At 57.2% G+C, this 16,497-nt stretch carries 19 protein-coding genes; 2 read left to right on the top strand and 17 right to left on the bottom strand.

The genetic code is table 11. From position 1 onward, the window contains the following. Positions 1 to 10: 10 nt before the first annotated feature. The 5 genes from hydA to IFT53_RS12335 all read right to left on the bottom strand — a co-directional run bounded on the left by hydA (position 11) and on the right by IFT53_RS12335 (position 5,040). Positions 11 to 1,435: a dihydropyrimidinase gene (gene hydA / locus IFT53_RS12355; RefSeq protein ID WP_192065030.1), complete on the bottom strand. Its 1,425-nt coding sequence runs from the start codon at positions 1,433 to 1,435 to the stop codon at positions 11 to 13. Positions 1,436 to 1,464: 29 nt separating this feature from the next. Then, positions 1,465 to 2,730, bottom strand: a complete 1,266-nt coding sequence (locus tag IFT53_RS12350; RefSeq protein WP_192064946.1) for a cysteine desulfurase-like protein — start codon at positions 2,728 to 2,730, stop codon at positions 1,465 to 1,467. Positions 2,731 to 2,757: 27 nt separating this feature from the next. Next, positions 2,758 to 3,507, bottom strand: a complete 750-nt coding sequence (locus IFT53_RS12345) for an amino acid ABC transporter ATP-binding protein (protein WP_192064945.1) — start codon at positions 3,505 to 3,507, stop codon at positions 2,758 to 2,760. Beyond that, on the bottom strand, positions 3,507 to 4,178 hold the full coding sequence (locus IFT53_RS12340; RefSeq protein ID WP_192064944.1) for an amino acid ABC transporter permease: 672 nt from the start codon (positions 4,176 to 4,178) through the stop codon (positions 3,507 to 3,509). The genes IFT53_RS12345 and IFT53_RS12340 overlap by 1 nt, the downstream gene beginning before the upstream one ends. Positions 4,179 to 4,242: 64 nt before the next feature. After that, complete coding sequence (locus IFT53_RS12335; RefSeq protein ID WP_192064943.1) at positions 4,243 to 5,040, bottom strand: ABC transporter substrate-binding protein; 798 nt, start codon at positions 5,038 to 5,040, stop codon at positions 4,243 to 4,245. 154 nt (positions 5,041 to 5,194) lie between these two features. Between IFT53_RS12335 and IFT53_RS12330 the strand changes: the two genes are divergently transcribed. Next, positions 5,195 to 5,890 carry a FadR/GntR family transcriptional regulator gene (locus tag IFT53_RS12330; protein ID WP_192064942.1) on the top strand — a complete coding sequence of 232 codons (696 nt, stop codon included), beginning with the start codon at positions 5,195 to 5,197 and terminating at the stop codon, positions 5,888 to 5,890. A 98-nt stretch (positions 5,891 to 5,988) separates the two neighbouring features. On the opposite strand, the gene IFT53_RS23600 is transcribed toward IFT53_RS12330, so the two are convergent. The 12 genes from IFT53_RS23600 to phnG all read right to left on the bottom strand — a co-directional run bounded on the left by IFT53_RS23600 (position 5,989) and on the right by phnG (position 15,652). Then, positions 5,989 to 6,288: a hypothetical protein gene (locus IFT53_RS23600; protein WP_192064941.1), complete on the bottom strand. Its 300-nt coding sequence runs from the start codon at positions 6,286 to 6,288 to the stop codon at positions 5,989 to 5,991. Positions 6,289 to 6,472: 184 nt separating this feature from the next. Continuing rightward, positions 6,473 to 7,612, bottom strand: coding sequence for an alpha-D-ribose 1-methylphosphonate 5-triphosphate diphosphatase (locus IFT53_RS12325; RefSeq protein WP_192064940.1), 1,140 nt, complete (start codon positions 7,610 to 7,612; stop codon positions 6,473 to 6,475). A gap of 48 nt (positions 7,613 to 7,660) precedes the next feature. Next, complete coding sequence (gene phnE, locus IFT53_RS12320) at positions 7,661 to 8,479, bottom strand: phosphonate ABC transporter, permease protein PhnE (RefSeq protein ID WP_192064939.1); 819 nt, start codon at positions 8,477 to 8,479, stop codon at positions 7,661 to 7,663. Positions 8,480 to 8,542: 63 nt separating this feature from the next. Continuing rightward, a complete protein-coding gene (gene phnD, locus IFT53_RS12315) occupies positions 8,543 to 9,541 on the bottom strand; it encodes a phosphonate ABC transporter substrate-binding protein (RefSeq protein WP_192064938.1) in 999 nt (332 codons plus the stop codon). A gap of 24 nt (positions 9,542 to 9,565) precedes the next feature. After that, the gene (phnC, locus tag IFT53_RS12310) at positions 9,566 to 10,408 is read right to left on the bottom strand and encodes a phosphonate ABC transporter ATP-binding protein (protein ID WP_192064937.1); all 843 of its coding nucleotides are present in this window, start codon (positions 10,406 to 10,408) and stop codon (positions 9,566 to 9,568) included. A gap of 84 nt (positions 10,409 to 10,492) precedes the next feature. After that, positions 10,493 to 11,107, bottom strand: coding sequence for a DapH/DapD/GlmU-related protein (locus IFT53_RS12305; RefSeq protein WP_192064936.1), 615 nt, complete (start codon positions 11,105 to 11,107; stop codon positions 10,493 to 10,495). Then, complete coding sequence (gene phnL, locus IFT53_RS12300) at positions 11,104 to 11,850, bottom strand: phosphonate C-P lyase system protein PhnL (protein WP_192064935.1); 747 nt, start codon at positions 11,848 to 11,850, stop codon at positions 11,104 to 11,106. Before phnL ends, IFT53_RS12305 begins: the two co-directional genes overlap by 4 nt. 1 nt (position 11,851) lies before the next feature. Then, positions 11,852 to 12,625 carry a phosphonate C-P lyase system protein PhnK gene (phnK, locus tag IFT53_RS12295; protein WP_192064934.1) on the bottom strand — a complete coding sequence of 258 codons (774 nt, stop codon included), beginning with the start codon at positions 12,623 to 12,625 and terminating at the stop codon, positions 11,852 to 11,854. Then, the gene (locus IFT53_RS12290; protein WP_192064933.1) at positions 12,622 to 13,503 is read right to left on the bottom strand and encodes an alpha-D-ribose 1-methylphosphonate 5-phosphate C-P-lyase PhnJ; all 882 of its coding nucleotides are present in this window, start codon (positions 13,501 to 13,503) and stop codon (positions 12,622 to 12,624) included. Before IFT53_RS12290 ends, phnK begins: the two co-directional genes overlap by 4 nt. Beyond that, on the bottom strand, positions 13,500 to 14,588 hold the full coding sequence (locus IFT53_RS12285; RefSeq protein ID WP_192064932.1) for a carbon-phosphorus lyase complex subunit PhnI: 1,089 nt from the start codon (positions 14,586 to 14,588) through the stop codon (positions 13,500 to 13,502). The genes IFT53_RS12290 and IFT53_RS12285 overlap by 4 nt, the downstream gene beginning before the upstream one ends. A 3-nt stretch (positions 14,589 to 14,591) precedes the next feature. Beyond that, a complete protein-coding gene (gene phnH / locus IFT53_RS12280) occupies positions 14,592 to 15,188 on the bottom strand; it encodes a phosphonate C-P lyase system protein PhnH (protein WP_192064931.1) in 597 nt (198 codons plus the stop codon). Next, on the bottom strand, positions 15,188 to 15,652 hold the full coding sequence (gene phnG / locus IFT53_RS12275; RefSeq protein ID WP_192064930.1) for a phosphonate C-P lyase system protein PhnG: 465 nt from the start codon (positions 15,650 to 15,652) through the stop codon (positions 15,188 to 15,190). The genes phnH and phnG overlap by 1 nt, the downstream gene beginning before the upstream one ends. A 97-nt stretch (positions 15,653 to 15,749) precedes the next feature. On the opposite strand from phnG, the gene phnF reads away from it, so the two are divergent. Then, on the top strand, positions 15,750 to 16,484 hold the full coding sequence (gene phnF, locus IFT53_RS12270; RefSeq protein ID WP_192064929.1) for a phosphonate metabolism transcriptional regulator PhnF: 735 nt from the start codon (positions 15,750 to 15,752) through the stop codon (positions 16,482 to 16,484). The last annotated feature ends 13 nt before the right edge of the window (positions 16,485 to 16,497 follow it).

The following is a 16,497-nucleotide window of genomic DNA, read 5'->3' as shown; positions in this document are numbered from 1 at the left end:
TTTTTCGAACTCAGATCAGTGCTTGAGAACGCTGGCGAGTTAGCGATGATCGCTCCCGCGGCAGATAGTTCCCCTTTGGGGTCGGGCCAATAAAATTCCCGTCATCCACGATCGTCTTGCCGCGCAACAGCATGCGTATCGGCCAGCCACGGATATCGAGCCCTTCATACGGAGTATAATCTGCGCCATGGTGCAGCATGTCGTTGGTGAGGGTGACGCGTTTGTTCGGGTCCCACAATGCGATATCGGCATCTGCACCGACAGCGATGGTGCCTTTGCGTGGATAGAGGCCGTAAAGTTTGGCGTGATTGGTCGAGGTGATCGCAACGAACTGGTTGAGGTCGATCCGTCCTTTCATAACGCCTTCGGAAAACAGGATTGGCAGGCGTGTGGCAACGCCGGGAATGCCATTCGGAATCCAGCGGAAATGGCGCTTGCCCTTCTCGTTCAGTTTTCCTTCCGGGTCATCGAAACGAAACGGGCAGTGATCGGATGAGAACAGATCGAACACACCCTGTTCGATGCCTTCCCAGCAGGCGTCCTGGCTGGCCTTGTCGCGCGGGGGAGGTGAGCAGACATATTTTGCGCCTTCCATCTCGCCCTGATCGAGATCATCGGCCGTCAGCATCAGATATTGTGGGCAGGTTTCTCCGACAATTTTCTGGCCGCGCTGGCGTGCCCGACGGATTTCTTCCATGGCCTCGCGGTTGGAGACGTGAACGATGACGATCGGCACATCGACGATTTCGGCAAGGGACAGTGCTCGGTGCGTTGCCTCCCGTTCTGCGGCGATGGGACGTGTCGTGGCGTGGTATTTCGGCTCGAACTTGCCGTCTTCCTCGTGACGCCCGATCAAGTAGCGAATAGCGTCCTCGTTTTCGCAGTGGACCATCACCAGAGCGCCGGTGCGTCGAGCCGTATCCAGCGTCGCGAGAATCTCGTCATCGCGAAGCCGCAAGCCTTCATAGGTCATGAAAACCTTCAGCGAAGTGTAGCCATCCTCCACCAGTGCTGGAAGTTCCTGTCCCAGCACTTCTGCAGTCGGATCTGTAATGACAAGGTGGAAGGACACGTCGACATGGCATTTGCCATCAGCTTTTGCATGATAGACCTTCAGCGCTTCGCGCAGAGACTGCCCCTTTTCCTGCATACAGAAGGCAAGAACGGTACTGTTTCCGCCGATGGCCGCCGAGCGGGTGCCGCTGTCGAAATCATCGGCCATGACGATGCCGTCGCCAGACGGCTGGTCAAGATGCACATGGCTATCTATGCCGCCGGGCAGGACGAAAAGACCAGTGGCATCGATCACCTCGTCGGCATCGGTCAGCTCAGCGGCGAGCGCTGCAATCCGCCCATCCTTGATACCGACATCGCTGACGAAGGTGTCGCTTGCCGTCACCACGGTTCCGTGCCTGATTACCGTATCGAAACGCATCATTCCATGTTCCCTATGCTTTTCACCGCTCAACTTGCTTTCGCAAATCCCGCATCGCTTGCCAGAATATGGTCGAGTGCAGCCGTAAAGCGATCAACCTCTTCCAGCGTGTTGTAATGCACCATCGACACCCGTAGCATACCGCCATGGTCGGTAAGTTCGAGATATTCGGCAAGCCGTCTCGAATGAAAATCGCCAAAGCGCATGGCGATGTGCTCGCCGTCCATCGCCTTGCAAAGCTCACCCGCCTCGCGACCATCGATACGGAACGCAATGGTGGGCACACGGGTATCACCAAGGTTAGATATTTGGCCGACGATCCGGCAATCGTTGCGGGAGCGCAGATAGCTCAGCAGCCGTTCGGTCAGTAGATTTTCCTGTGCCGTAATGGCTGCAAACGCGGCTTCAATTTTTTGTCGCACCGTGCCGGTCTCGCCCGCCTGCTCACCCAGTGCAGTCAGGTAATCGACGATACCGCAGGTGGAATAGGCTAGCTCATAATTGGGGTTGCCCGGCTCCAGCTTGCCCGGCACTTTGTCCTTGCCGTAGAAATAATGGTAGAGCGTATCAAGCTCGAGCAGCAGGTCGTACTTGCCATACATCAGCGCGTAATGCGGACCGTAGGTCTTGTAGAGACTGAAGACATAATAATCGACATCAAAGGCCTGCACATCCACGGCGCGGTGGGGCGCATAGGCCACGGCATCGACGCAAATCTTTGCCCCGCGCGCATGCACGAAATCGGCTATCTCGCGGATTGGATTGATAGAGCCAAGAATGTTTGAGACATGGGTAACGCAAACCATCCTGGTCCGTTCGCTCATCAGGTGCTGAAGGTCAGCGAGATCAAGCGTCAGGGTTTCCTTGTTCAGTGGCCAGAATGTCAGCACTATGCCCGCGTCCTGCAACCGGTCCCAGGGTCCGATGTTGGATTCGTGGTCGCTGACGGTGACGATGATTTCGTCGCCTGCTGACAATTGGCTCTGCATGGCGCGGGCAAGATTTTGCAGCAAGGCGGTGGTTGAGTTGCCAAACACGATCTCTTCTGGTCTCGATGCATTGACCAGATGCATGGCGGCTGTGCGCGCCTCATAAAGCGCGCTGGCTGCACTTTGTGAGACCTCATAAGAGCCGCCGATCTGAACGTTCTTTTCGATGAGAAACGTATTGATGCGCTCCAGCGCGCCCTTGAGAATTTGCGATCCGCCCGCATTGTCGAAAAAGGTCCAGCCGCGTGAAAGCCCTGGAAACTGGCTTCGCACATAATCGAGGTTAAGCGGTGAAGTGGTGGTCATTCCTGGTGTCTCCCGAATGTTTTTTATTCAATGATTGAGGACGGCGCGAAGGAAGCCGCGCGTTCTCGCCTCTTGTGGGTTATCGAAAATCTCCGCCGGCGTGGCTTCCTCCACCAACCTGCCGCCATCCATGAAAATGACGCGGTCGGCGACCTGACGGGCAAAACCCATTTCGTGGGTCACGATCACCATGGTGACGCCTGTGCCAGCCAGCTTGCGCATGACATCCAGCACCTCGCCCACCATCTCCGGGTCAAGCGCCGATGTTGGCTCATCGAACAGGAGGACGCGTGGCTCCATGGCAAGAGCACGGGCAATGGCGACGCGTTGCTGCTGACCACCTGAGAGATGGCCGGGAAATTTCTCCGCCTGCTCTGAAATGCCGACGCGGGCCAGGAGCTCACGTGCCTTGCGCTCTGCTTCGGCTTCACTGGTTTTGCGTACCCGCATGGGCGCAATCATGACGTTTCTCAGAACAGTCATATGCGGGAAGAGGTTGAAGGATTGGAAAACCATGCCGACCTCTGCGCGCACCTTGGCGAGCGCTGGTCCTGGAGCGACGCGAATACCATCGACCGTGATCATGCTTTCAGGCGCAAAGGCTTCCAGATGGTTGATGCAGCGTATGAGCGTCGACTTGCCGGAACCGGAGGGGCCGATGACGCAGACGACTTCCCCCTCTGCCACATCGAGATCAATGCCGTGCAGCACGGTGAATGTGCCATAGGCCTTCGTCAGCCCGCGGATGGAAATGAGGGGGGCACTCTGTTTTTCCATCAACGTTTCCCCCGGCTGAAGTGCTTTTCAAGACGTGCCACGATGGCAACCATCGGCCAGAGAAGCGCTATATAAATGAGTGCAGCGCCGATCAGCGGGGTTGGGTTTGCATTGAGTGCCTGCGCTTGCGTTGCCTGTTTCAACAGGTCCGGCATGGCAACGACCGAGGCAAGGGCTGTGTCCTTCATGACGTTGATGCAGTTGTTGGTCAGCGGTGGTATGACGATGCGGATAGCCTGCGGCAGAATGATATCGACCATGGTGTTGCGGTTGGAAAGGCCAAGGGCTGCGGATGCCTCGAACTGCCCATGGGGTACCGCCTCGATGCCCGCGCGAAAGATTTCTGCCGTATAGGCCGCAGAAACAAGCGACAATGCGGTAACCGCTGACAGAAATGGTGACAGCCTGATGCCGACAAAGGGCAGCGCATAGTAAACGACAATCAACAGCACCAGCAGCGGGATCGACCGGAAAATGTCGATGTAGATGCGGATCAGCAGTTTGAAGAACGCTGGAGCATAAAGCCGTGCCACCGCCAGAAACAGACCGCCGATAAGGCCGCAAAGGATGCTGGTGACGCCGATCTGGATTGTGACAACCAGACCCCAAAGCAGCTGCGGCAGGCTGTTGAGAAACACGGGAACATTGAAGAAGGTATTGATGAGGTTCATGCCAAGGAGGCTCCCTTTCAAATCTGGCGGGACGCGATGGGTCCCGCCAGATGCGGTTCAAGCCTTACTTGGCCTTCGGCATGTCGAGAACTGCGACGGTCGATGTCGTATCCTCGGCCTTTGCGCCAAACCATGTCTCATGCAGCTTGGCGATGAAGCCTTCGCCCTTCAGCGTGGTGATGACCTTGTTGACTTCGGTGGCTAAAGGATCGCCCTTGTTGAACATGATCGAGTACTTTTCGCCGGTCGGAATGCGCTCGACAACTTTCAGCTCGGGCTTGTCCTTGGCATAGTAGAGGAGGGCAGGAATATCAGAAATATAGCCATCGACACGCCCTGCAACGAGATCAAGCATGGCGGGCTGCAAGCCTTCGAACTTGCGGATTTCGCCAAGCTTGTATTCGGCCTTATTGGCTTCGGCCCACATGTCACCGGTCGATCCCGTATCGACGCCGACGACCTTGCCGCTCATCCCCTTGAGACCCGTGATGCCGGAGGCGGCTGTGACCGTTAAAGACTGGTCGCTGTCATAATAGGGCTGCGCGAAGGTAACGGATGCGAGGCGCTTTTCGGTGATGGTGATCGATGAAATGGCCATGTTGATCCGGCCCGACTGGACCGCGGGAAACAGGCCGTTGAACGGTGTGTTGACGAACTCAACCGACTTGCCGAGGCGCTTGGCAATCTCGTTGACCAGATCGACTTCGAAGCCGGTGACCTTGCCACTGGCATCTTCGAATTCCCATGGAACGTTGCCGATATTGGCCCCGACGGTCAAATCGGCGGCCTGAACGTTGAACACGCCAAGCGCTGATACCAGCCCGGCTAGAAGTGTGCTTTTGATGCGCGAAACGTGATGCATTGGAGAACCCCTTGTTTTATGTTTTAAGCCAATCTACGTTGGTCTAACTGGTCAGACCAGTCCGACCAAACAAGCATGTGCTTTTATGCTTTGCAAGATGCGTCTTGAAAAATATATCGAAAGGCCGAGGTGGCTTTAGGGAAACAGGGATCGAATGCTCAACAAGACGCTAGTGCCACAATCGGTAGCCCGCGAAATCCAGGCCATGATACAGGCCGGGCAACTGAAACCTGGGCAAAAGATCCCGTCACAGCGCGAGTTCTCCCAAAAATTTGGCATTAGCCGGGCGTCTCTGAGAGAAGCGCTGCTCACCCTGGAAACTTTAGGCCTGCTGAAAACGGAAGCCGGACGCGGGACATTCGTTGCTGAGGCTGATGGAACCGCAGGACAGGCGGGGCACATGGCGCCATGGCGTTATTCTGAAAGCTATTCCGTGTTCGATGTTTTCCAGACCCGTATCCTGCTGGAGGGTGAGATCGCGCGTCTCTCCGCTGGACGTCTTTCACAAACGCAATTGGAAAAGATGGAAAAGGCAACCAAGACCATGGAGGATTGCTGGGCCAATCAAGACCTGCTCGCCAATGTCGATGCCGATCTGGAGTTTCATGGCACCATCGTCTCTGCTTGCTCCAACACCATGATGAAAGCGCTTTACCAGACCGTACGGGATCAGGTAACCGAAACCCAGCGCCAGCCAATCCCGATCACTGATCCGGAAAGAATGCGCCAATCTATTGCAGAACACCGCCGTATCATCGCCGCCCTGAGAGCAAATGATGGCGCTTTGGCCCGCAGTGAAATGGAAGCGCATATCCAAAACACGGCGCGCTGTGCTGGATTGCAGCCATAGGCTGCTCATCTACAGTGGCGGCGATCAAAGGGATCACGAACGGTTTGGGTCCTGCTGCCAAATCGCAAAGGCCAATCGCCTCGGTGCGAGCTCCGATGCTAACGTGTGCTCACCATCTTATATCGGTCTATCCGACCTCCAAGTGCTCCAATAACGGCTTGCAAGAATTCGTGCCGCCGGGGGTTGGACGTTGCCGCCAGTGTTATTTCCAGCCGCTCGTGAATCTTGCTCATGAACCCAACATGGTCAAAACTGTGAGCGGCAATGTTCACCTCGACCTCCTCCATGTAATGAGAAAGGTGCGGGCCTAGCTCAAGGTTTGAATCCGTTTGGAAATGAGCCGCCATTCGCTCTGCAAGTGTTGCCATTTGGGCGTGGGGACCATACGTCTCGCTCATTCCGTCTCCTTTTCTAACCTCAGCAGATTACATAGGCACGGTTACTTTTAAGCACGAGATATTTTCTCTGCTATCGCGAAAACGTTATCTTTGCCAAACCCGATGCCGGCAGTTTCTTCGCACGGCAATCAATTGAAGCGCGCTGTGTTTCCGGGATGGTCAAGGCGATGAAGATGCTTTTCCTTCAGGCGACACGCATTCCTTCCCGCCACACACCAGCGATGAACGGCGGCAGGCCTGTTGTGGTCCGCACCCTGACCAGATCGGCGCGGCGTCCAATCTCTATCCGCCCACGGTCATGTAGCTTTGCGGCATCGGCCGGGTTGGCGGAGATGAGCCGGATGGCGTGGGGTAGGGCGATGATCTGCTTTTCTGCAAGCAGAAATGCCGCCTGAACCAGGCTGAACGGGACGTAATCAGAGGAGAGGATATCCAGCGCACCATGGCTGAGAAGATCGAGGGCCGAGACGTTGCCGGAGTGAGAGCCGCCGCGAACAACATTTGGGGCACCCATCAGGATCTGAAGCCCAGCCTGACGGGAAAGTTCGGCAGCAATGACCGTGGTTGGAAATTCTGCCATCGATATGCCGAGTTCAATACCCTCGGCAACGTGCTCGGCGGTCGCGTCGTCATGCGAGGCGATAGAAATGCCGGCCGCGTGGCAACGATCTGCGATCAGTTTCCGGTTTTTTACGGAATTGGCCTCGGATTCTGCAATTCGCCTTTCACTAAAGGCTTTGAAGGCTTCGTCAGAGAGCTTCTTCTTGCCCTGATAATAGATGCGATACGCGTCAAGGCTCACAAATTGGCGCTGGCCGGGTGCGTGGTCCATCAAAGAGGCGAGGCGTATGCGGTTGTTTCTGCTCATCTCGTCAAAATGTTCGACCACATCTGGGACTGAGACTTCGCAGCGCAGGTGGATGAAATGTTCGGCACGCAGCCTGTTCGCAGCGGTGGCAGTGGAAATTGTCTGCGCCATGGCTGACATTTCGGGTGCCCCAAGTTCAGTATCGCCATCCATTCCGACGCGCAGCGCATCGAAAACGGTGGTGATGCCGGATGTGGCGATCTGCCCGTCATGAGCCTGAAGTGCCGCATCCATGTTCCACCGCACTTTCGGGCGTGGTTGGAAATGGGTTTCAAGATGGTCGGTATGAAGTTCCACGCAACCAGGCATGATGGTGTCGCCGCCAAGATCGATGCCGGAAACCGAGGAGCCGGTGGCGATGTCTGCAATCTTGCCATCACGGACAACAAGCGTGCCCTGTACGATCTCGTCATGAAGAATGATGGAGCCGTTTGTGAAGATGAGTTCAGATGTCATTGGTGGGATCATTCTTGTTTTGGAAGGGATTCGTCTTGGCCAACAGGGTCAGATAACGAGCTTGCGGAGTTGCTGCGAAATGAGATCCATCACAGTCACCGTCAGCACGATGATAATGATGATTGCCGAGGCCTGCGGGTAATAGAAACCACGGATCGTTTCGAACAGGATCTGGCCGATGCCACCGGCGCCGATGAGGCCGAGGACGGTGGCTGATCGAATATTGGATTCAAGCCGATACAATGAAAACGAAATCCATAGCGGCAGGACCTGTGGAATGACGCCAAAGATGACCTGCTGAATGCGGGATGCGCCCGTCGTGCGGATAGCCTCGACTGGACGTGGGTCAATCGCCTCCACCGCTTCGGAAAATAGTTTGGCGAGAATGCCAGTTGTGTGGATGAACAGGGCCATTACGCCTGCAAACGGTCCAAGACCGACAGCGACAACGAACAGGACGGCGAACACGACTTCATGGATGGCGCGGAACATGTCCATCAGTCGGCGGACGGGCTGATTGACCCACCATGGCGCCATGTTATGCGCTGAGAGAATGCCAAGCGGGACAGACAGGATGACCGAGAGGAACGTACCCCAAAGCGCGATCTGGACGGTGACGAGCATTTCCTCGAGATAATATTGCCAGGTCTTGAAATCTGGCCTGAGAAAATCCTTGGCGTAGTCCGCCATGTTGCCGCTGTCAGTAAACAGGTAAGTCCAGCGGCTCATCTCTGCGGGTCCCCAGCTGAAAGCCAGCGCCGCCAGGATACCAAGCGTCAGTAACCCGTTCCGCATTCCGCCCTGCCGCTTCGCATAGGACGTGGCTGGTTTGGCGGGGGTATTCGCCGAAAGGATTGTTTCGCTCATGGTTACGGTCCAAGTTTCGGAAAAGGGGCGGATACAAGATCCGCCCGTCGATGACAGGTGCAATCAGCTCTTGGAAGCCAATGCGAGTTCGGCTTCGAACTTGGTCTTCTGCTCGGTCAAGGCCTTGATTTTGGTGGCCTTGGCTTCAGCGGAAAGGGTGGCATCGGCCTCAACCTGCGAGATCGACTTCGAGAGTTCCATGACGCGGACCGGCAGAAGCTGCTTGTCGCTCGAGGCACGGAACGGTCCCCACTTCAGTCCTGCGAGAATCTTCTTTTCTGCAGCGACATCGCCCGTCGATTTGTCTGTGCCGTAGGTCATGAAGAAGTCGCGGATCTTTGTCTTGGAAGCATCCGGAAGATTCTTGCGCCATACAATCGGGTCAGATGGGATCAGAGGCGAGCGCCAGATTTCGCGGATTTTTGCGAAAGCATCAGGCTTGTTCTGCTTGATCAGCGCCATGTTCTCGGTGTTGTTGGCAGCAGCGTCGACCTGCTTGTTGGCAACAGCCATGGCATTGGTTTCATGGTTGGCATTGGTGACGTTCTTGAAGCACGTCTTTGGATCTATGCCCTTCGCGCTAAATACGAACGTCATCGGAACAAGGTAGCCAGAGGTTGAATTGGGGTCGCCAAGACCGAAGTTGATCGACTTGTCGCATTTCAGCAGGTCATCGATGTTCTTCAGCGGGCTGTCCGTTGGCACGATAACAACCGACCAGTAACCCGGCTCACCACTTGCAGGAACGCTCTGTACGAAAATCTCGCCATCGGCGCGGTCGACGGCTTCCATTGCAGACTTGTTGCCGTACCAGGCGATCTGAACCTTGTCGAAGCGCATGCCTTCGATGATGCCAGCATAGTCCGAAGCAAAGAATGCCTTCACATTAAGGCCGGTCTTCTTCTTCATGTCGGCAAGAAGTGGATCCCAGTTTGTCTTGAGGTTCTGCTGGGATTCGGTGGAAATGATGCCGAAGTTGATCGTGCTTTCCTGCGCATAGGCCGCGGAGGTCATCGTAAAGGCGACAGACATCGCCGCCATGCTTTTCAGTATCGCGTTCATGTTTGGTCTCCGGTGCTGTGTTGATCAGGCAGTCGTTAGGACCGGCTGACGTTTGACTGACCCGGTGGCCACCACCGGTGTCGATTGCTCCGCCGGGGCATCCGGCAGGACGAGTTCTTCCGAGGCCGACCCATAGAGTTCGGCAAGGAAAGCATTGGAAAGGGCCGTCGATGGGCCATCGAAGACAATCTCGCCGTCGCGCATTGCGATTGTCCGCTTGCAGTAGCGCCGGGCGTATTCGACCTGATGCAGTGACACGAGAATGGTGATGTCGTCCTGCGTGTTGATATCGGCAAGAACGTCCATGACGCGTCGTGCGGAGGAAGGATCGAGCGCCGAAATCGGCTCATCGGCAATCAGGATCTTTGCTCCCTGGACCAGCGTTCGTGCGATTGCCGCGCGCTGCTGCTGGCCACCGGAAAGGGTCGATGAGCGCTGCGCAGCGACCTGCGGAATGCCGACGCGGGCAAGGGCCGCACGCGCCCTGTCCTTTTCGGCGCGGTTAAACAGACCAAGCGTTCCGCGCCAACGTGGAACATGGCCGAGATGGCCGACCAGCACATTGGTCAGCACCGACAACCGGCCAACAAGGTTGAACTGCTGGAAGATCACCGACACTGCGCCACGCTTGACCCGACCGGTCATGCGGCCAGCCTTTTGCGATACCGTGCCAAGAATGTCGATCTGTCCGCCCTGACCGTCGGCCGTTTCGAGACCCGCAAGATGCCGGATCAGCGTGCTCTTGCCGGAACCGGACGCGCCAATCAGCGCGACCATTTCGCCGCGTTCCAGTGTCAGGCTGACGCCCGCAAGCGCACGTGTGGCGCCGTAATTTTTAGAAAGATTGGAAACCGTAATCGCAGTCATTGCTCGTCTCCATGGCTCGGTCGGTTCGAAGAGATTGGATGGCTTTCGATGATCGTGCAGTGACGCTTTGATGAAGTTTTTGCGTCAACCGCCGTAACGGGAAAGAAAATCTTCAGCGGAGAGTCTGCGGAAGTCTTCAAGCGCTTCGAACAACTGGTCATGTGGCCAATCCCACCATGCAAGGTGGTCCATGCGCTCACCTACACCATCAGCAAATCTGGCTCTGATCAGCCTGGCCGGGACACCGCCGACGACGGTGTAGGGTGCGACATCACGAGACACCACGGCGCCTGCGCCAACAACGGCCCCATTGCCAATTGTGATACCGGGAAGAAGTGTCACGCCGTGGCCAAGCCAGACATCGTGACCGATGAACACACGCTTTGCCCGACGTTGCGCGAAGAAGCCCGTCTCGTCACCGGCACCCGGCCAGTAGTCTCCGGCTCGATAGGTAAAGTGGTGAAGGCTGGCGCGATCCATCGGATGGTTGGTGGCATTGATGCGCACGCAAGCGGCAATGTTGACGAACTTGCCGATTGTCGCGCACCACACCTGGCCGCCACGTTCGATGTAGGAATAGTCGCCAATATCGGTCTCGGAGATGCGGCATAATTCGGCGATCTCGGTGTAGATACCGAGAGTGGAGTCACTGACCTCAGCCGTGGGATGGATCAATGGCTGGATTGAGAGCTTGGTCATGCTGCGACCTTTCGGGCGGAGAATGCAGAAACATCCAGAATCCGTGTCGCGACGGCGTCACGAACGGGCTGGTCGTGGAATATCCCAAGGATCGCTGTGCCCTTGGCACGCTTTTCCGCGATCATTGCCACGACCACGTCCCGGTTTTCCGCATCCAGCGACGCTGTCGGTTCATCGAGAAGCAGGATCGGATGATCGGTTATAAACCCACGGGCGATGTTGACGCGCTGCTTCTCGCCGCCCGAAAAGGTGGCGGGCGGCAAGCCGAACAGGGTTTCCGGCAAGTTCAGCCGTGAGAGCAATGCCCCGGCTGTTTCAAGCGCGTCGTCACGCGCCACACCGCGAGACGTCAGCGGTTCCGCGACGACTTCCAAAGCTGAAACACGAGGAACAGCACGCAGGAACTGGCTGACATAGCCTATGCTGTGTTTGCGCAATTCCAACACCAGTCTCGGATCGCCGCTGCCGAGATCCTGTACTGCCAGAGACGAGCCGTCCCGGACCAATATCTGGCCCTGGTCGATGGCGTAGTTGCCGTAGACCATGCGCAGGATCGAAGATTTTCCGACCCCTGACGGACCGCCGAGGACGACGCATTCGCCGCGGTTCAGATCGAAACTCACATTCCTGACGACCGGCAGGATGAGACCGTCGCGCAAGTGCATGGTGAAGGATTTGGCGACGTCCCGCACTGAAAGCAGCACGGTATCGTCAAGGGTTGTGGGCGGGGCGTAAAGTGTCATCTCAGCTCTCCGGGATCGAAGCGACAAGTAGCTGGGTGTAGGCATGCTGCGGATCGTCCAGCACCCTGTCGGTCAGTCCCTGTTCCACAATCCGGCCACGCTTCATGACGATCATCCGTTGCGACAGCAGACGGGCGACAGCCAGATCATGGGTAACAAGCACGACGGACAGATCGAGGTCGTTGACCAAGCCCCGCAAAAGATCGAGTACGCGGGCCTGAACCGAGACATCCAGGCCGCCGGTTGGCTCGTCCATGAAGATCAGCCGGGGATGTGTGACCAGATTGCGGGCAATCTGGAGCCGCTGACGCATGCCGCCGGAAAACTCTACTGGCTGGTCGTCGATACGGTCGGTGGCGATCTCGACGCGGGACAGCCATTCGCCAGCGGTGCGGCGAATATCGCCGTAGTGCCGTTCGCCGACTGCCATCAGCCTTTCGCCGACATTGGCGCCGGCGGAAACCCGCATCCGCAATCCATCAGCTGGATTCTGGTGCACGAAGCCCCAGTCGGTGCGCATCAGGAACCGGCGTTCTGCTTCGGAGAGATCGGCGAGGTCAGGGAACTCTCCGTCCCGCATGCGATATCGTACGCTTCCGGACGATCGGTCGAGACGAGCGGAGATACAATTCAGGAGCGTGGTTTTCCCGGAACCGGATTCGCCAACGATGGCAACGACTTCGCCGGGCCAGATGTCAAACGAGATATCCGTGCAGCCGATGAAGCCGCCATAGCGCCGTTCGAGGTCGCGGACGGAAAGGATGGGGCCGGTCATGGCTGATCTCCTGTCAATGACTGCGGCAATCCGGGTCCGTGATGACCTTCGGTCTGCCGTGTCTCGCAATGATCGGTATCGGAGCAGACGAACATACGACCACCGCGGTCGTCCGTGACCACTTCATCGAGGTACACATCTCTGGCATTGCAAAGCGCACAGGTCGACGTGAGTGTCTGCACGGCAAATGGATGATCTTCAAAATCCAGGCTAACGACCTTGGTGAATGGCGGCAAAGCGTAGATGCGTTTTTCACGGCCTGCACCGAACAGCTGCAATGCCGGGGAATTGTGCATTTTCGGATTGTCGAATTTCGGGATAGGCGAGGGGTCCATCACATAACGGCCTTCGACCTTGACCGGGTAGGCATAGGTCGTTGCGATATGGCCATGCTGGGCGATGTCCTCGTAAAGCTTAACCTGGATCAGGCCGTATTCCTCCAACCCATGCATGATGCGGGTTTCGGTCTCACGTGGTTCGAGAAACCGCAGCGGCTCAGGAATAGGCACCTGATAGACAAGGATCTGGCCTGCCTTGAGAGGCGTTTCCGGGATGCGGTGGCGGGTCTGGATGACGCTTGCCTCGGTCGTCTTTGTCGTGGTCGCAACATTTGCGGTCTTGGCGAAGAATGCGCGAATGGAGACCGCGTTGGTGGTGTCGTCGGCACCCTGGTCGATGACTTTCAGCACGTCGTCAGGCCCCAGAATGGCGGCAGTGACTTGAACGCCGCCGGTTCCCCAGCCATAGGGCATCGGCATTTCGCGCGAGGCGAAAGGTACCTGATAACCGGGAATGGCGATTGCTTTCAAAATCGCACGGCGGATCATCCGCTTGGTCTGTTCGTCGAGATAAGCGAAATTGTAAGCGGGAAGGCTCATTCCGCCGCCTCCTTATGCGATGCGTCACTGCTTTCCTGCCGCAACATGCGCAGTAGGCCGAGTTCCGCCTGGAAATCCACGTAGTGCGGGAGCTTCAAATGCTCCACGAAGCCCGTTGCTTCGACATTATCGCAATGGGCGAGGACGAATTCCTCGTCCTGCGCAGGTGCCACGCGCTGTTCATCGAACTCGTCAGCGCGAAGGGCGCGGTCCACCAGGCTCATCGCCATTGCTTTTCGCTCAGACTGGCCGAAGACAAGACCGTAGCCTCGAGTAAATCGCTGGCCATCCTGAGCCGATCCCTTGAATTGGGAGACCATCTGGCATTCCGTGACGCGGATCGAACCAATCGCGACCGCGAAGCCAAGCTCTGGAATATCGATCTCGATCTCCACCAGCCCGATGCGCACTTCGCCAACAAAAGGATGGGTTCGGCCATAGCCACGCTGCGTCGAATAACCGAGCGACAGTAGGAAACCTTCGTCGCCGCGCGCCAGCGCCTGCAGGCGCAGATCGCGACTGACTGGAAACGCGGTCGGATCGCGGGTCAGGTCGGCTGGCTCTTTATCCGAGGGTACATCTGGTTCGATCAGGCCTTCGTCATTGAGGATGTCGGTGACGCGGGGATAGGCAAAGTCACTATCGAGCGGTCGTCTGGCAGGCCGTTCCACCGGTTCGTCGCCCGCCATGGCCGGATCGATCAGGCGGTGTGTGTAGTCGAAGGTGGGGCCGAGCAACTGGCCTCCGGGAACATCCTTGTAGGTTGCAGACACACGCCGTTCGATCTGCATTGCGCCGGTATCGAGTGGTTTGGAATAGCCAAAACGGGGCAGAGTTGTACGATAGGCGCGCAGGAGGAAGATCGCCTCAATCAGATCACCACGCGATTGGCGCACGGCCATGGCGGCAAGCTCAGGATCATAGAGAGAGCCTTCGGCCATCACCCGGTCGACGGCGAGCGACAACTGTCCGTGTATCTGCTCGAGGGTCAGGGCCGGGATGTCGCGTTCTCCGCGGCGGCGGTCGGCCAGTAGCTTGTGAGCCTTGTCGATTGCGGCTTCGCCGCCCTTTACGGCTACATACATGTCTCAAGCCTCCCGGATGCGCGTCGTGCGCGGCAAGGCGATTGCCTCTGCATCGCAGACAAGAATGACGTCGAAGCCGAGCGGATATGACGCTGCATTGGTCTTCATCACCTCGGTGAACCCTTCCGGCAAACCACTCGGTGCGATTTCGCAGATGGTTTCGATGCCGGGGCCGGAGAGTTGGAGAGTTGCCCCGCCGATAAGAGATTGCACGGGTAGCAGCAACGTTGCAGAGCGGTCGGGATAAGCCATCGTTCCACGGGCAAAAGCCTGCCACCGCGTCGTGTCGCTCATTTCCGACAGGACGACGAAACTGGCTTTTCCGGCGTCCGGAGCAATCACCGCGCCGGTCTGAAAAGTCAGCCAGGCTGCAGCTTCCCGCACATCACTCGAGGCCTCGAACCAGACGGGCGTATCATAATCGGCAAGCGTCAAGAGAATTGCCGATGCGGCAGAATTCAGCGGGTAAGGTCCAGTAGCACGTAAGCCGAGATCGACCATCGTGCCCGGACAAGACATGGCATCCATCACGGCGCGGAAAATATCCTGTGAGGCAAACACCGGATCGGCAAAGCCGCCGTCGAAAACTGCATTCTGCATCAATCTTCTCCTCGTGCGACGGTGAAGAAGTCGACTCTGGTGGCCTCGGTTTCTTCAGCGCGGCGCAACTTTTCAGCGTTCATCGCCTCGAGGGCGGGGCGGACGATCTTGCTGTCGATCTGCCCAACCCAATCCGGTATCTGCCGCAACGCATCCAGATGAGCGACGATTCGAGCTTTGCGCTTGTCCCTGCCAAGGATGATCGAATGCCCGATCTCTCCGCTTGCAAGCTTGACCGTTGCACGGGTCACGCTGGCCTCGCCGAGGTTGAAAGCAGCGCCGCCGCCACCAACCTTGCCGCGGATCATGACAGCACCGATTTCCGGGCCGCGAACTGGAACTGCAGCCGGCAGCGTCGGCTCCAGCGCCTCATACTGTTCGGCAAGAATGTCTGCCGATGCCGCGGCCAGGATGCCCAGCGCGTTCTTTCTGGAGAAGATATCGACATTATTATCGCTGATCATTGTCGCTCCGTATTTGTCTATTTGTGTAGACAACTAGTCTTGTTGACTTTATATACTGAGAACGATGACGGTCGAATGACAGCTGGAAGATATTGCGATGAACGGAACAGATGATGGCATTTCGCGCTGGCGAAGGGTTGCAGACGGGTTACGCAGCGCCATCGGCGAAGGGGCAATCAACGATCAACTGCCTCCGGAAACCGAACTTGCGGCGCAATATGGCGTCAACCGCCATACGGTGCGGCGTGCGATCGCTGCACTTTCGAGCGAGGGTTTGCTGCGCGCCGAGCGCGGACGCGGCACTTTTGTCAACGCGGTCCAGAAGCGGATCGTCTACCCGATTGGAGCCAGAGCGCGCTTTTCCGAGAACATGATGCGCCAGTCGCTGGAACCATCGGGCCGACTTATCAACGCGCAAAGAGTATCTGCGGATGCAGTTCAGGCGCGGCTTCTGGACTGTAGTGTCGGCATGCCTCTGCATCGCCTCGAACATCTGGCGGTGGTCGATGGAGTGCCGATGTCGCGTTCGACTTCGTTTTTCTCAGCCGACCGTTTTCCGGGAATTATCGCGGCCTATGCAGAGACAGGGTCGATCACCAAAGCTTTGCTGCGTGAAGGGCTGGCCGACTACCGGCGACGCGAAACACGACTAACCGCGGAGCGTGCCTCTGCGCGGGACGAGGATTTTCTAAACTGCGCATCGGATAGCATCATCCTCGTCAGTCAGGCCGTGGATGTCGATCTGGAAGACAGGCCGGTGCAGAGCATTGTGACGCGGTTTCTCGCTGACCGAATGGAACTGGTTTTCTCGAATGCGCCAGTGCTGTCTTGATCCTTGGATCAGG

Origin of the sequence: Rhizobium sp. CFBP 13644 (assembly GCF_014842165.1) — a bacterium.
Classification (GTDB): Bacteria; Pseudomonadota; Alphaproteobacteria; order Rhizobiales; family Rhizobiaceae; genus Agrobacterium; species Agrobacterium tumefaciens_C.
The sequence above is the reverse complement of the archived record's forward strand: the minus strand, read 5'-3'. Positions and strand labels throughout refer to the sequence as shown.